At 68.8% G+C, this 15,618-nt stretch carries 12 protein-coding genes and 1 tRNA gene; 8 read left to right on the plus strand and 5 right to left on the minus strand.

Annotated elements, in window-relative coordinates:
• The 4 genes from VEG08_11960 to VEG08_11975 form a co-directional block, all read right to left on the minus strand.
• The coding region (locus VEG08_11960; protein ID HXZ28699.1) for a hypothetical protein at positions 1-400 on the minus strand (400 nt) is incomplete at its 3' end.
• Positions 401-718: 318 nt separating this feature from the next.
• Positions 719-1,195: a YbaK/EbsC family protein gene (locus VEG08_11965; protein ID HXZ28700.1), complete on the minus strand. Its 477-nt coding sequence runs from the start codon at positions 1,193-1,195 to the stop codon at positions 719-721.
• Between the two features lie 135 nt (positions 1,196-1,330).
• The gene (locus VEG08_11970; protein ID HXZ28701.1) at positions 1,331-2,818 is read right to left on the minus strand and encodes an acyl-CoA dehydrogenase family protein; all 1,488 of its coding nucleotides are present in this window, start codon (positions 2,816-2,818) and stop codon (positions 1,331-1,333) included.
• A gap of 68 nt (positions 2,819-2,886) precedes the next feature.
• Positions 2,887-2,976 (minus strand) — tRNA-Ser (locus tag VEG08_11975).
• Between the two features lie 145 nt (positions 2,977-3,121).
• On the opposite strand from VEG08_11975, the gene VEG08_11980 reads away from it, so the two are divergent.
• Entirely contained in the window at positions 3,122-3,454 is a 333-nt protein-coding gene (locus VEG08_11980; protein HXZ28702.1) for a hypothetical protein, read from the plus strand.
• A gap of 79 nt (positions 3,455-3,533) precedes the next feature.
• Positions 3,534-5,576, plus strand: coding sequence for a radical SAM protein (locus VEG08_11985; protein HXZ28703.1), 2,043 nt, complete (start codon positions 3,534-3,536; stop codon positions 5,574-5,576).
• Positions 5,577-5,662: 86 nt separating this feature from the next.
• Here the strand turns inward: VEG08_11985 and VEG08_11990 are convergent, their stop codons facing one another.
• Positions 5,663-6,073: a response regulator transcription factor gene (locus VEG08_11990; GenBank protein HXZ28704.1), complete on the minus strand. Its 411-nt coding sequence runs from the start codon at positions 6,071-6,073 to the stop codon at positions 5,663-5,665.
• A 254-nt stretch (positions 6,074-6,327) separates the two neighbouring features.
• On the opposite strand from VEG08_11990, the gene VEG08_11995 reads away from it, so the two are divergent.
• From VEG08_11995 to VEG08_12020, 6 genes are all read left to right on the plus strand, one after another.
• Positions 6,328-7,479 (plus strand): efflux RND transporter periplasmic adaptor subunit, encoded by a 1,152-nt coding sequence (locus VEG08_11995; protein HXZ28705.1) that lies wholly within the window; start codon positions 6,328-6,330, stop codon positions 7,477-7,479.
• Between the two features lie 3 nt (positions 7,480-7,482).
• Positions 7,483-10,641, plus strand: coding sequence for a multidrug efflux RND transporter permease subunit (locus tag VEG08_12000; protein ID HXZ28706.1), 3,159 nt, complete (start codon positions 7,483-7,485; stop codon positions 10,639-10,641).
• Positions 10,638-12,029, plus strand: coding sequence for an efflux transporter outer membrane subunit (locus VEG08_12005; GenBank protein HXZ28707.1), 1,392 nt, complete (start codon positions 10,638-10,640; stop codon positions 12,027-12,029). The genes VEG08_12000 and VEG08_12005 overlap by 4 nt, the downstream gene beginning before the upstream one ends.
• On the plus strand, positions 12,026-12,841 hold the full coding sequence (gene ppk2, locus VEG08_12010) for a polyphosphate kinase 2 (protein HXZ28708.1): 816 nt from the start codon (positions 12,026-12,028) through the stop codon (positions 12,839-12,841). The genes VEG08_12005 and ppk2 overlap by 4 nt, the downstream gene beginning before the upstream one ends.
• Before the next feature lie 28 nt (positions 12,842-12,869).
• Positions 12,870-14,615, plus strand: coding sequence for a SulP family inorganic anion transporter (locus VEG08_12015; GenBank protein HXZ28709.1), 1,746 nt, complete (start codon positions 12,870-12,872; stop codon positions 14,613-14,615).
• Between the two features lie 163 nt (positions 14,616-14,778).
• Entirely contained in the window at positions 14,779-15,585 is an 807-nt protein-coding gene (locus tag VEG08_12020) for a sensor histidine kinase (protein ID HXZ28710.1), read from the plus strand.
• The last annotated feature ends 33 nt before the right edge of the window (positions 15,586-15,618 follow it).

Raw genomic sequence — 15,618 nt, forward strand, 5'->3', positions numbered from 1 at the left:
CTACCTGGTTGAAGAGGACGGCGCCGTCCCCGAAGAACCAGGAGGGCACCTGGCGGCTGCTGCCGCCGCCGAAGAGGGCGGTGGTGAAGGGCGTCGCTGCCGCCGGCAGGGCCGCGGTTCCGTCGCTGGGATTGGTGCTCAGCGTGCCCCCGCCGTGGATCTCGAACTCCCACTTGCGGTCCGGGTCCGGGCCCTGCGAGGAGCTGACGGGAGCGGCCGGCTTGGGCGTGGCGAAGGCAGCGGCGGCGGGATCGTAGGGCGCCGGCGCGACCGCCGCCGGGCGGCTCGATGAGGCCACGGAGGCCGGGGCACTCTGCGCCACCGATACCACGCTGGCGCTCACGGCCACCAGCGCGACCACCGCTAGCAAGAACGACAATCGGGTCAGGCTACGATACATTCTCTGATCTCCTTTTTAAGCCGTGTAGACTCGGGACCCTGTTCTCCTGCCCAAGGGACAGCCTGACGGCCGCGCGCTGACAGCAAGACGATTGCCTATTCCAGCCCAGGTGGCCCGGCAAAATCAAGCCCCAGGGCCCAGGGGAGTACCTAGTGGGGCAGGACTCGCGCGCGCGACCGGGAGGAACCCGTGTGTTTTCCGGCAATTGCGCCCAACAGGGGGGACGGCGAAAAAAAGCCTAGGGACGAAAAGCGCAGGGGGAGCCCGGGGCGTGGATCGGAAGCACCCGCCGCCGTTCGCCAGGTCAGCCGACCCGGCTCAGGCCGCGGCCATGCGGGCGGCGAATTCCGCCACGACCGGCTTGACCAGGCGGGCGAAGTCCGCATAAGCCAGGCGGATCAGCTCGTTGTGCGAGCCCGCGTTGAACGAGATCTCCTTGTCCTTGGTCAGGCTCTCGTCCACGTACACGGCCATGTCGTAGAGATTGCCGAAGGGCGGCATGGCCCCGGTCTCGCACTCGGGGAAGCGGTCGGTGAACTCCTTCTCCGTGGCCAGGCCCACGGCCTTGGCGTTGGCCGCGGCCCGGAGCAGCTTCAGGTCCACGTGGAAGGAGGCGGGCAGCACCGCCATGGCCAGGCCGTCATCGATGCGCACGATCACCGTCTTGGCCAATTCCCGCCCCGGGGTGTGGGTGAGTGCGGCGATGTCCTGGGCGGTATAGGCGGTGGAGTGAGAGATGCTCACGTACTTGACCCGCTGCTGGTCGAGGAAATCTTTCAGCTTGTTGACGGGCACGGTGACCTCCTTGCGGCGCCGCCGCGACTGGGCGCCGTCGTCCGTTCCTGGGTCGCGAGCTTGACTCTAGACTAGGCCGGGACGCCCCCGCGAGCGGTGATTCCAGTCACCGCTGCCTGTGATACCGCCGGACGCTCAGCCGGCGCGCTTGCGCGCCAGGGCGCGCGCGCTGAATCCGGCCAAGTCGCGGAAGAGCGGCTCGGCCGCGCCTTCGCGCTGCTCCGGCGGCAGCTTCAGGTGAGCCTCTACTCGCGCTTCCAGCTCGCGCGCCTCGTCGGCCGCGGCGTGGGGCGCGAGATGCTGAAAGAGCAGTTTGTGGGCGCGCTTGCGCTCCATCACCTCCAGCCCGTCGAGGATCTGGCGGTGCGCCGTGCCCTCCCAAATAGCCAGGATCATGGCCTCGCGCAGCCAGCGCTCCACGCGGTACTCCTCCAGCGTGCCCAGCCCGCCATGCACCTCCATGCACCACTTCCCCGTCTGCGCCGCGAACTCCGCCGTCCAGTACTTGGCCAGGTGCGCGACCAGGCGGAAGAGGTGATAGCGATCGGAGTAGGGCGGGCGCTGGCGCCAGACCTCGTCCAGCAATTCCACCGCCTCCCAGGCCAGGGCCAGCGCGGCTTCGAGGGCGCGCGCGCGCTCCTCCACCTGGCGGCGCAGCAGCGGATGCTCGAGCACGGGCTTGCCGAAGGCGACGCGCTCCTGCGCGAAGCGGACGGCGTCGGCCAGGGCGCGCTGCGCCACGCCCACGCTGCCCATGCTGTTGGCCACGCGCGAGACGTTCAGCACCTCCAGGATCAGGTAGATGCCTTGTTCGGCGGGACCCAGCAGCCAAGCCTGGCTTTCACGCAGTTCGACCTCACCGGTGGGCACGGAGCGGGTGGCGATCTTGTCCTTCAGGCGACGGATGGCGTAGTTGAGCGCGCCGTCTTCGCGCCGCCGCGGCAGCAGAAAGAGCGCCAGCCCGCGCACGTTCTGGGCCGCGCCCTCCGGCCGTGCCGCCACCACCGCCAGGTCCGCGCCCGCGTTGGAGGCGAAGTACTTGTCGCCGGTCAGCAACCAGTGCCCGCCGGCGGGACGCGCCACGGTCTCCACGTTGGCGCCCAGGTCGGAGCCGCCCTTGATCTCGGTCATCCAGGTGGCGCCCTGCCAGACCGAATCGTCGCGCCGCAGCAGGGGCGCGAGGAAGCGCTGCTTCAGCGCGGGCTCACCGTACTTCTCCAGCGGCAGCGCGGTCGCCAGCGAGACCGTGTAGGGACAGGAGAGGCCGGGATCATAGAACGAGGTGAGGTAGATGAGGCGGTAGGCGGGCCGCAGCGACTGCTCCTCCAGGGCGCGCCAAATCACGCCGGCGCGGTAGCCGCGCCGCAGCATGCTCCAGTACTCGGGAGGATAGAGGATCTCGTCCACGCGCCGGCCGGTGCGGTCGTGCATGCGCAGCCAGGGAGTGCGGGCGCGGTCCACGGCGTCGGAGATGGCCTGGCCCTCGGCCTCGAACCAGGCTTCGTAGGCGCGCAGCGCGGCGGCCTCCGGCGCCGCTCCCAGGTGCTGGGCCAGGAAGGCTGAGGGCGAGCGCAGGCTGTCGAGCCGGGCGGGCGCCTCGCGCGAGGCGGTGAGCGGATTCATGGGGGCTCCTTGTTCGCGGCGGAGGTCCGCCGGCGCAGCAGCCGAAACGACCCGATCCTCTGACTTGCTGGCGGAGAGGGAGGGATTCGAACCCCCGGTGGCCTTGCGACCACAGCGGTTTTCAAGACCGCCCGTTTCGACCGCTCACGCACCTCTCCGCGGCCGTGTTTTCAGTAGCTTATCACCAGTCGGCGTGCGCGATTCCGCGCGCGAGGGCTGCGGCGCTTCTTATCCGGTTTGACAACAGGCGGTCGGGTCAATAGACTCTGCGGCCAGTTCTGTGGGGGTGAGGAGGGCACGAAAATGCCGAAACCCAAGGGTGAAGCCAACAGTTCTACCGGCTCCAAGCTGGACCGTCGCGCCGTGATCCGGGGCGCACTCATGGCCGGCGGGATTACCGCGCTGGCGGGTGTGGCGATGCCCAAGAAGGCTCTCGCCGCCCAAGCCGCGCCCGGAGCCCTGGCCGCAGAAAGAGAATGGGCCCGGGCCCTGGCGAGACACGTCGCCAACCAACTGCCGGAAGCGGTGCGCACCCTTCCGGACCTGGGCTTGACCCGCGACCAGATCCAGGAACTCCGGCGGGCCTTCGAGAACACCCTGATCACCAACATGGGCTGCGAGGTTCCTCCCACCTAAGCCGGGTGGGGAAGCAGCCGGAAGCACGAGCGGGCGGTGGTGTGTCGGCAGCGCCGCTCGCAGCCCGTCAGGGGACACCATGAAGGTCTGTCTCATCGGTGCGCCCACGGCCAACCAGTTGGGCGCGGCCGTGGGTGAAGCGGAGGCCGCCCGCATCATGGGCGAGCTTGCGCCCGTGGGCATCCTCAGCCTGGCCGCGGTGCTGGAAGCCAAGGGCCTCGCGCCGGAGGTCGTCGACCTCAATCGCGTCTACTACGACTGGCTGCAGGACCCGGAGCGCGGCCAAGCCGACTTTTGCCGCTTCGCCGGCGACTATTTCCGCGAGCGTGATTCCGACCTCTTCGGCTTCAGCGCCGTCTGCAGCAGCTACCCGCTGACCCTGCGCATCGCCGCCGAGGTCAAGCGTGCGCATCCGCAGTCGGTGGTGGCGCTGGGCGGCCCGCAAGCCTCGGTGGTGGACGTCGCCACCCTGCGGGCCTATCCCTTCCTCGACCTGGTGGTGCGCGGGGAAGCGGAGCAGACGCTGCCCGAGTTGGTGGGCGCGCTGGGCGGAAGCACCGCTCTCGCGGCGGTGCCCGGTATCACCTTCCGCGCTGGCCGGGAGGTCCGGCGCAGCCCGGATGCGCCCCTGATCCAGGACTTGGACGCGCTGCCGTTTCCCGCATTCCATCTCTTCCCCGACGTCCGCTTCTGCCGCCACTTCCCCCTGGAGCTGGGGCGCGGCTGTCCCTTCGCCTGCACCTTCTGCTCGACCAACGACTTCTTCCGCCGCCGCTTCCGGCTGAAGAGCCCGGGGCACATGATCGCCGAGATGCGCCGGGTGAAAGCGGCCTACGGCATCCGCTCCTTCGAGCTGGTGCACGACATGTTCACGGTGGACCGCAAGCGGGTGATCGAGTTCTGCGAGGCGCTGATCGAGAGCGGGGAGGATCTCACCTGGGGCTGCAGCGCGCGCACCGACTGCGTGGACGAGGAACTGATCGCGCTCATGGCCCGGGCCGGCTGCCGCGGCATCTTCTTCGGCATCGAGAGCGGCTCGCCGCGGATGCAGAAGATCATCGACAAAGGGCTCGTCCTGGACGATTCCGCGGAGCGCATCCGCTCCTGCGACCAGTTCGGGATCAACACCGCGGTCTCGCTGATGGCGGGCTTCCCCGAAGAGACCCTCGGCGACCTGCGCGCCTCGGCGGCCTTCTTCGTGGATTCCCTGTGCTACGACCACGCCGATCCGCAACTCAGCATCCTGGCGCCGCTGGCGGAGACGCCCATCCAGCGGCAGCAGAAGGAGGCGCTGGTGCTGAGCGACGATGTCGCCGACATGTCGTACCGGGGCTGGCCGCAGGAGGCGGAAGATCACGCCATGATCGCCGGCCATCCCGAGATCTTCTCCAGCTTCTACTCGGTGCCTACACCCTACCTGGACCACGAGTTCCTCAAGGAGCTGCGCGACTTCCTGCTGAACGGCATGCGGGCATTCCGCTGGCTTCTCCTGGGACTGCATCAGGACAGCGGCGACATCGTGGACGTCTTCCAGCAATGGCAGGAGTGGCGGGCCAGGAACGGCGTGGACCTCGCCAGCGGTGATCGCACCGCCTACTACGCGAGCGGCAGCTTCGCTTCGGACTTCCTCCGCTTCCTGAGGCTGGACTACGTTCCGCAGACGAGCCGGGCCCCGCTCGCCATCGCCGCCCTGCTGGAATGCGAAGCCGCGTTGCTCGACGGCGGCAGCGCGCCGGCTCGCGAGGAAGTGTCCGAGCACAGGGAGGACCTGATCCCTGCGGACAGCCGCCCGCAGTTGCTGCCCGGGGTAAGCGTGATCGAGGTCCCGGCTGACTACCGGGAGATCCTCCGGCGGCTGCGGCAGAGGGACCCGCTGCAGGACCTTCCCGGCCGGCCGGTGAAGCTCGCGGTGCGCAAGCGGGCGGCTGGGCCGGCGGAGGTCCGCCAGCTCAGCCCGCTCTCCGCCGAATTGCTGGGCCTGTGTGAGGGCAGCCGGACGGTGGTGGAGATCGCAGCAGAATTCCGGCAAAAGGAAAGAGAAGTCTCAGGCGTCCCCGCGGAGAAGCTGTGCCTGGCGGGGATCGAGATCCTGCGCCAGCAGCGCCTCATCACCCTGGCGTGACCGGAGCGCTCGGTCTGCCCACCGCGGCTGGCGGCTCCCGCGCGGCCCGTCACCCCAGCCTCTGAAATCCCGTTCGATACCTCGATTCAAGCGTGCCGCTTGCCGGCGCCGGCGCCGGCGGAGATGAACTGGCGTCCTTCGAGCGCGAGGCGCACGGCGCGCACCAGGTCCTCGGCGGCGTGGGCCTTGAGTACGTAGGCGGAGGCGCCCACGCGCAGCGCCGTGTCCAGGTAGTCGGGATCGGCGTAGGCGGTGAGGAAGACGATCTTGGCGGGGGAGGCGGCCGCGGCCAGGCGGCGGGCGACCGCGAAGCCGTCCAGCCCAGGCATCTCGACGTCGAGGACCACGACCTCGGGGACGAGGCTCAGGGCGGAGCGCACCGCGGCCTCGCCGTCTTCGGCGGTGCCCACCACCTCGAAGTCGGCGCTCAGCATGCGCGCGAAGACCTCGAGCGCGGCGGGGTGGTCGTCGGCCAGCAGGATGCGGATGCGGTCCATCACCGCCAATAAACCTGTTCGCGCCCGGGAAAGCTACTGGGAAAAGTCACAGGCGGGCCGCGAGCCGGCTGGGTTGCGTCCTCCTGCGGGCTACCTGTGACTTTTCCCAGTTTCCTTCTCCGGCAGCGCTCCCGAGAATGTCACTCAGGGTGCGAGAAGAAGCTGCGCCGCAGCCTCCTCCCGCGCCGATCCGGCAGCTTCCGCCGGATGAAGGAGGCCGGATGCCAGCCAATGGTTCTCGTCTACCAAGCCCCGTGGTCCGGAGGTACATCTCCTGGGCCGGCATGACCCTGGCGGCAGCCGCCCTGCTCGCGCTGACTGCGTGCGAGAAGAAGGCCGCGGGGCCGCCCCCGGCCCCGGAAGTCGAAGTGGTGAGCGTGGCGCAGCGCGACGTGCCCGTGTACGGCGAGTGGGTGGCGACCCTGGACGGCTACGTCAACGCCCAGATCCAGCCCCAGGTGACCGGCTACCTCATCCGGCGCGACTACACCGAAGGCACTCTGGTGAAGAAGGGGCAGGTGCTGTTCGAGATCGACCCGCGCCCCTTCCAGGCCGCGCTGGAACAGGCCAAGGGGCAACTGGCGCAGATGCAGGCGCAACTGGCCAAGACCACGATGGACGTGGAACGCGACACGCCCCTGGCGGCCAAGAGCGCCATCCCCCAGGCCCAGCTCGACAACGACGTGCAGGCGAAGGCCGCGGCCCAGGCCATGGTGGACGCGGCCCAGGCGCAGGTGGACCAGGCGCAGCTCAACCTGGGCTTCACCAAGGTGCGTTCGCTGGTGGATGGGCTGGCCGGCTTCGCCAAGGGGCAGATCGGCGACCTGGTGGGGCCCACCACGGTACTCACCACCGTCTCGCAGGTCAACCCCATCAAGGCCTACTTCGCCATCAGCGACCAGGAGTACCTGAGCGTCGCCGGCACCATCAGCCAGATCGCCGCCGGCAAGCCGATCCCCAAGGAAGAGAGCGGGAGGGTCCTGCAGCTCGTCCTCGCCGACGGTAGCGTCTACCCCAACAAGGGCTGGTATGAAATGGCCGACCGCCAGGTGGACCAGAGGACCGGGACCATGCGCATCGCCGGCGCCTTCGACAATCCCGACAACATCCTGCGCCCCGGGCAGTTTGCGCGCGTGCGCATCCCCACCGGGACGGCCAAGGGGGCGCTGCTGGTGCCGCAGCGCGCGGTGGTGGAGGTGCAGGGCACCTACCAGGTGACGGTGGTGGGCAACGACAACAAGGCCGACGTGCGCGCGGTCAAGGTGGGGGAGCGGGTGGGTTCCCTGTGGATCATCGCCGCAGGCCTGAAGCCGGGCGAACAGGTGATCGTCGAGGGGGTGCAGAAGGCGCGCACCGGCACCCTGGTGAAGCCCAAGCCCTGGAGCGGGAGCGCCGCGGGAGAGTGAGCCATGTCGAAGTTCTTCATCAACCGCCCCATCGTGGCCATGGTGATCGCCATCCTGATGGTGATCGTGGGCCTGGTGGCCATGGCCGGGCTGCCCACCGCGCAGTTCCCCAACATCGCGCCTCCGGAGATCCAGGTGAAAGCGACCTACCCGGGGGCCGATGCCGAGACCATCGAGCAGTCGGTGGCCACGCCCATCGAGCAGCAGATGAGCGGCGTGGACAACATGAATTACATGTACAGCAACAACGCCAACAACGGCTCCATGGTGCTGACCGTCAACTTCGACATCAAGACCGACCCCTCCACCGACCAGATCCTGTCGCAGATGCGCACCAACCAGGCCAACTCGCAGTTGCCCAGCGACGTGATCAACGCGGGCGTGACCGTGCAGAAGTCCACCGCCGCCCCCCTCATGCTGATCGACCTGTACTCGCCCAAGGGCACCTACGACAACATCTTCCTGGCGAACTACGCCTACATCAACCTCAACGACCAGTTGACGCGGGTGCCGGGGATCGCCAGCACCTTCATCTTCGGCGCCGGGCAGTACGCCATGCGCTGCTGGGTGAAGCCTGACCGGCTGGCCAAGCTAGGCGTCACCGTGCCCGAGATCGTGCGCGCCATCCAGATCCAGAACACGGTGAACCCGGCGGGACAGATCGGCGCCGAGCCCGTGCCCAAGGGCCAGGACTTCACCTACGCGGTGCGCGCCCAGGGACGGCTGCCCTCCCCGGAAGAGTTCGGCCAGATCGTGATCCGCGCCAATCCTGACGGCTCCATCCTGCGCCTGAAGGACGTGGCCCGCATCGAGCTGGGGGCGCAGTACTACAACCTGATCGGCCGCTTTAACGGCAAGCCGGCGGCGGTCATCGCCGTCTACCAGCTTCCCGGATCGAACGCGGTGAAGGCCGCGGCCGGCGTTCGCAAGCTCATGGCCGAGGCCCAGCAGCGCTTTCCCCAGGACCTGCAATACGACATCGCCCTGGATACCACCCTGGCGGTGACCGAGGGCCTGAAGGAGATCCAGAAGACGCTGTTCGAGGCCCTCCTCCTGGTCATCCTGGTGGTGTACATCTTCCTGCAGGGCTGGCGGGCGACGCTGATCCCGCTGATGGCCGTGCCTGTCTCCCTGGTGGGCACCTTCATGGTCTTCCCCTTCCTGGGCTTCTCCATCAACACCCTTTCGCTGTTCGGGCTGGTGCTGGCCATCGGGCTGGTGGTGGACGACGCCATCGTGGTGGTGGAAGCGGTGGAGCACCACATCGAGCACGGCATGACGCCCAAGGATGCCGCCTTCAAAGCCATGGAGGAGGTTTCGGGGCCGGTGGTGGCCATCGGGCTGATCCTGGCGGCGGTGTTCGTGCCCACCGCCTTCATCCCCGGGATCACCGGACGCCTGTACCAGCAGTTCGCCATCACCATCGCCATCTCCGTGCTGTTCTCCGCCTTCAACGCGCTCTCGCTCAGCCCGGCGCTGTCGGCGTTGCTGCTGCGGCCGCGGAAAGAGGCGCGCGGGCCGCTGGGCGCGTTCTTCCGCGGCTTCAACAAGGTCTTCGGAAAGAGCACGGACGGCTACGTCTCCTGGTGCGGGGTGCTGGTGCACAAGGCCGGCTTCAGCATGCTGCTATTGCTGGGAGTGGCGGTGCTGGCGGGCGTGTTCGGCTCACGCCTGCCCGCCGGCTTCCTGCCCGACGAGGACCAGGGCTTCATCTACGCGGGCGTGCAGTTGCCCGACGCCGCCTCCCTGCAGCGCAACGACGAGGCCGCCAAGAAGATCGAGGAGATGATCCGCAAGACCCCCGGCGTCCAGTCCGTGACCTCAGTGGTCGGCTACAGCCTGCTGAGCGGAGTGCAGAACACCTACAGCTCCTTCTTCTTCATCACGCTGAAGGACTGGGCGGAGCGCAAGGAACCCGAGGAGCAGTACGAGGCCATCAAGCTGCACCTGAACCGGGAGCTTTCCCAAGTGACCGAAGGGGTGGCCTTCGCCTTCCCCCCACCCGCCATTCCCGGGGTCGGTACCTCCGGGGGCTTCACCTTCATGCTGGAGGACCGCTCGGGCAAGGACCTGACCTTCCTGACCGCCAACACCCGTAAGTTCATGGAAGCCGCGCGCAAGCGCCCGGAGCTGGCCGGGCTCAGCACCACCGCCTTGCCCACGGTGCCGCAGGTCTACGTGGACGTAGACCGCGCCCGCGCCATCGCCCAGGGGGTGCAGCTCTCCGACGTCTACAAGACCATGCAGGCCTTCATGGGCGGGGTGCTGGTGAACTACTTCAACCGCTTCGGGCGCCAGTGGCAGGTCTACGTACAGGCCGAGGGGGACTACCGCACGCGCGCCGACAACGTGGGCCAGTTCTACGTGACCAACGATCAGGGCCAGCCCGTGCCCTTGAGCGCGGTCACCCGCATCCAGGATCGCGCCGGCCCCGAGTTCACCCTGCGCTACAACCTCTATAAGTGCGTCCAGATCAACGGCAGCGCCGCCCCCGGATACAGCTCCACCCAGGCCATGACGGCGCTGGAAGAGGTGTTCAAGGAGACCATGCCGCCGGAGATGGGCTTCGACTACCTGGGCATGTCGTACCAGGAGAAGAAGGCGGCGGAGGGCGTGCCCGCCTGGGTCATCTTCGGCATGTCGTTGCTGTTCGTCTTCCTCATCCTGGCGGCGCAGTACGAGAGCTGGTCGCTGCCCTTCAGCGTGCTGCTGGGGACGCCCATCGCGGTCTTCGGCGCCTTCCTGTTCCTGTGGATGCGCGGGCTGGAGAACAACGTGTACGCGCAGATCGGGCTGGTGATGCTGATCGGGCTGGCCGCCAAGAACGCCATCCTCATCGTGGAGTTCGCCAAGATGGAGTACGAGAAGGGCAAGTCCATCCAGGAGGCGGCGCTGACCGCGGCCCGCCTGCGTCTGCGCCCCATCCTGATGACCGCCTTCGCCTTCATCCTGGGCTGCGTGCCGCTGTGGACAGCGGCGGGGGCGGGCGCCATCTCGCGCCGGGTGCTGGGCACCGCCGTCATCGGCGGCATGCTGGCGGCCTCCATCATCGCCATCTTCCTCATCCCGGTGAGCTTCGACGTGGTGGAGCGGCTGGCGCACCGCGGCCAGGCCGAGGCCCCGGCGCCCGGCCCCATCGCCAATGGGAGGACACCCGCATGAGGCGCCCGCGCTGGCTGCTAGCGATCACGTTGCTTCTCCTGACCGGCTGCACCGTCGGCCCCAACTACCAGCGCCCCGCGGTCACCGTCCCCGGCGAGTACCGCGGCCTGGCTCCCGACGCCGACAAGCAGGCGGCGGCTTTCGCGGAAGAGAAATGGTGGACCGTCTTCCAGGACGAGGAACTGCAGAAGCTGATGCGCACGGCCCTGGAGCAGAACTACGACCTGCGCATCGCCGCCACCCGCATCCTGCAGGCGCAGGCGGTGCTGGGCATCACCCGCGCCGACCAGACGCCCACCATCACCGGCAGCGCCTCCGCTTTCAACCAGCGCTTCCCCCAGAGCCTGGGCACGCCGCCCATCGAGACCAGCACCCTGCAGGCCAGCGTGGGCCTGGCCTGGGAGCTGGACTTCTGGGGCAAGTTCCGGCGTGCCACCGAGGCGGCGCGCGCCGACGTCCTGGCCACGGAGTGGGGGCAGCGTGCGGTGCGCACCACCCTGGTCAGCGATGTCGCCACGGCCTACTTCCAGTTGCGCGAGCTCGACCTGGAGCTGGAGATCTCCAAGCGCACGCTGGCCTCGCGCCAGGAGTCGCTGCGCCTGGTGGAGGTGCGCGCCCAGGGCGGCGTGACCTCCATGCTGGACGTGCGCCAGTCGGAGCAGCTCGTCTACCAAGCCGCCGCCGCCATTCCCGACCTGGAGCGCCGCATCGAGCAGCAAGAGAACTTCATCAGCGTCCTGCTGGGGCAGAACCCAGAGCCCATCCCGCGGGGCAAAGCGCTGGTCGACACCCGGATCCCGCCCACGGTGCCCGCCGGCCTACCCTCGGCGCTGCTGGAGCGGCGCCCTGACATCCAGGCGGCCGAGCAGCAACTGGTGGCCGCCAATGCCCGCATCGGCGTGGCCCGGGCCGCCTACTTCCCGCAGATCACGCTGACCGCGGTGGGAGGCTTCCAGAGCTCCGCCCTCACCAGCCTGTTCACCGGGCCGGCCGGCCTGTGGAGCTTCGGCGGGCAACTGCTGCAGCCCATCTTCAATCGCGGCCGCATCCGCTCCAACGTGCGCTTGACCGAGGCCCAGAAGCAGGAAGCGGTGCTGGTCTACCAAAGCACCATCCAGCAGTCCTTCCGCGAGGTCTCCGACTCGCTGATCGCCTACCGCAAGAACCAGGAGGTACGCGAGCAGCAGTCCTTGCTCACAAGGGCGGCCCAAGATGCCGTCCAGCTCTCCGACATGCGCTACCGCGGGGGCGTCACCAGTTACCTGGAGGTGCTGGACAGCGACACGCGCTATTTCTCGGCGCAGATCGGCCTGGCGCAGGCGGAACTCAACGAGCGCCTGGCCATGGTGCAGCTCTACCGCGCCCTGGGAGGAGGATGGGAACAATGACCGCAGCCACGGCAGTCCCGATCACCGGCGGGCACGCCCCCAAGATGAAGCGCAAGCAGTTCGAGAAGGAGTTGGAGAAGCTGCAGATCGAGCTGGTGCGCCTGCAGGAGTGGGTGAAGTACAAGGGCCTGAAGATCATCGTCATCTTCGAGGGTCGGGACGCCGCCGGCAAGGGCGGCGTCATCAAGCGCATCACCGAGCGCGTGAGCCCGCGCGTCTTCCGGGTGGCGGCCTTGCCCGCTCCCAGCGAGCGCGAGAAGACCCAGCTCTACATGCAGCGCTACATGCAGCACTTTCCGGCCGCCGGCGAGGTGGTCATCTTCGACCGCAGCTGGTACAACCGCGCCCTGGTGGAACGGGTGATGGGCTTCTGCACGGAGAACCAGGTCGAGAACTTCTTCCGGCTCTGCCCCGAGATGGAGAAGGCGATCGTCGATGGCGGCATCCAGCTCATCAAGTACTGGTTCGAGGTCAGCCAGAAGGAGCAGACGCGGCGCTTCGAGGCGCGCATCCACGATGGGCGCAAGATCTGGAAGCTCAGTCCCATGGACCTGGAGTCGCACCGCCGCTGGTTCGACTATTCGCGCGCGCGGGACGAGATGCTGGCCGCCACCGACACCGACTTCGCGCCCTGGTACATCGTGCCCGCCGACGACAAGCGCCGTGCCCGCCTCAATTGCATGGCTCACCTGCTGAGCCGGATCCCCTACAAGGACGCGCCGCACGAGAAGCAGAAGCTACCCAAGCGGCAGAAGGCGAAGGGATACGTGGAGCCGGCGCGGCGCCTCAAGGTCATTCCCCAGAAGTACTGACATCGGCACCCGAGGCGCGAGGAGTGGCATGACGATGGGAGACGCGGAAAAGCCGCCGGGAAAGGGCTGGGGAGAGCGGCTGGGCCGGCTCGCGCCCGGCCTGCCCAAGCTGCTGGCCTATCGGCGCGCCGACTTCCCCCATGATGTGGTGGCGGGACTTTCAGTGGCCGCCGTCGCCCTGCCGGTGGGCGTGGCCTATGCGCAGTTGGCCGGCTTCAATCCCGCGGTGGGCTTGTACGCCAGCATCCTGCCGCTCGCCGCCTATGCGCTGTTCGGCACCTCGCGGCAGTTGATCGTGGGCCCGGACGCGGCCACCTGCGCGCTGGTGGCGGCCGCGGTCGCGCCCCTCGCGGGAGGCGACCAGGAATTGTACTTGTCCCTGTCGGTCACGCTGGCCTTCCTGGCGGGTGTCTTCTGCATCGGGGCCAGCTTCCTGCGGCTGGGAGCGCTGGCGGATTTCCTCTCCAAGCCCATCCTGGTGGGGTTCCTGAACGGGATCGCGCTCAGCATCGTGCTGGGCCAGATCGGCAAGATCTTCGGCTTCAGCATCGCGGCGGGAGGGATCGTTCCGCGCTTGCTGGAATTCGCCTTCAAGCTGGGGCTGACGCACGGGCCGACGTTGGCGGTGGGCGCGGGCACCTTCGTGGTGCTGGCCGCGGCCTCGCGCTGGCTGCGGCGGCTGCCGGCGGCGCTGGTGGCCATGGCCGTGGCCGCAGCGGCGGTCAAGCTGCTCGGCCTGGAGGCGCTGGGCGTGCAGACCATCGGCGCGGTGCCCGCGGGCCTGCCGTCGTTGCAGCTTCCTCACTTCCCCGGCCGGCTCCTGCCCGAGCTCCTCGCCGAAGCCGCTGGGGTGGCGCTGGTCAGCTTCTCCAGCATGATGCTGACCTCGCGCAGCTTCGCCTCCAAGAACGGCTACGACGTGGACACCGACCGGGAGTTCGCCGCCCTGGGCGCGGCCAACCTCGCCGCCGCCCTCTCCCAGGCTTTCGCCATCAGCGGCGCCGATTCCCGCACCGCCATGAGCGACGCCAGCGGCGGACGCACCCAGGTGACCGGGCTGGTGGCCGCCGCCGCGGTGGCGGTCGTGCTCCTGTTCTTCACCCAGCCGCTGCAGTACGTCCCCATCGCCGCCCTGGGCGCGGTGCTGGTGAAGGCGGGACTGTCGCTGGCGGATGTGCGCTCCCTGCGCCTGCTCTACCGCATCGACCGCCAGGAGCTGGCCCTCTCCCTCATGGCCACCCTGGGGGTGGTCGCGGTGGGGGCCATCCAGGCCATCGCGGTCGTGGTGGTGCTGGCGCTGGTGCGCTTCATCCGCCTGGTGGCGCGGCCCAAGGTCGAGATCCTGGGCGCCGTGGAGGGCTACCCCGGCCTGCACTCCATCGAGCGTCACGCCGAGGCGCGGACCATCCCCGGCTTGCTGCTGTTCCGCTTCAACGCTCCGGTCGTCTTTTTCAATGCGCCCTACTTCAAGCGGCAGGTGCTGGATGCCGTGGAGGCCGCCGGCGCGGGGCTGAAATGGTTCGTGGTGGACATGATCCCGGTCACCATGATGGACGCCACCGGCATCCAGGCGGCGAACGAATTGCTGGCGGTGATGCGGGCGCGCAAGATCATCTTTGTTGCCGCCGGGCGCCAGGCGGAGTGGCAACAGTGGCGCGACCAGCGGCGCCTGCAACCGGACACCACCGGCACCCGGGTCTTCCCCACGCTGCGCGCGGCCCTCAAGGCCTACCAGCGGGAAGCCGCCGCTTCCGCAGGTGAGCCCGCCGCCTGAGCGGGCGACCGCCCCCGGAGCCGGGTGGCCGCCCCGCCGTCACAGGTCCGAGTGAGCCCAGTCACGGACAGGGCGGAACGGCGGTGCGACCATCGGAAGCTGGCCGGGCACGCCGGCCCCAGGCCTGGGCGCCGGCGCGCGACGCCAACAAGGTCGAAGGTCCATGAGCGCAGGCTGTCTGCTTCTGTCGCTGGCATCGGGCTTCTGGCGGGAAAACTGGCTGCAACTGGCGCTGCTCGCTCCCGTGCTCGTGGTGCAGGCGGTGCTGCTGGCGCTGCTGCTGTTGGAGCGGCGCCATCGCGGCAAGCTGGTGGAGGAACTGCGGCGGCTGAGCGGCAAGCTGATCGGCGCCCAGGAGGACGAGCGCAAGCGCATTGCCCGCGAGCTGCACGACGACGTCACCCAGCTCCTGGCCCTGCACTCCATCGAACTCGACCAGCTCAACCGGGAAGAAGCCGCGCCCGGCGACCGCGCCCGCTTCCACGATCTCTCCGCGCAGGCGGCCGAGATCGCGGCTGAAGTCCACAACATCGCCCACCGCCTCCATCCTTCCAAGCTGCACCACCTGGGGCTGCTGCCGGCGGTGCGCGAGTTCTGCAAGGAAGTGGCGCTGCGTTACGGCATCCAGGTGGAGGTGGAAGAGGAGAACATGCCGGCCGAGTTGGACGCCGACACCACCCTGTGCCTCTACCGGGTGATCCAGGAGTCGCTGGGCAACGTCATGCGGCACAGCGCCGCCAGCCATGCCGCAATCTCGCTGCGCCGCGGCGAGGGCGCCATCGTGGTGCGCATCGCCGACGATGGCCGCGGCTTCGACCCGGAGGCCCTGCCCGGCAGCCACGGCATCGGGCTGCTGGGCATGCGCGAGCGGCTGCGCCTGGTGCACGGCCGCCTGAACGTGAGTTCCCGGCCCGGCGCCGGCACCGAGATCACGGTCACCGTGCCCCTGCACGCGGCGGCAGGGGACTGAAACTCCCTTCCGCGTGCTGCGCTCTTGGGCGAA

This window comes from Terriglobales bacterium, from assembly GCA_035624475.1.
In the GTDB taxonomy this organism is placed as follows: domain Bacteria; phylum Acidobacteriota; class Terriglobia; order Terriglobales; family Acidobacteriaceae; genus DASPRL01.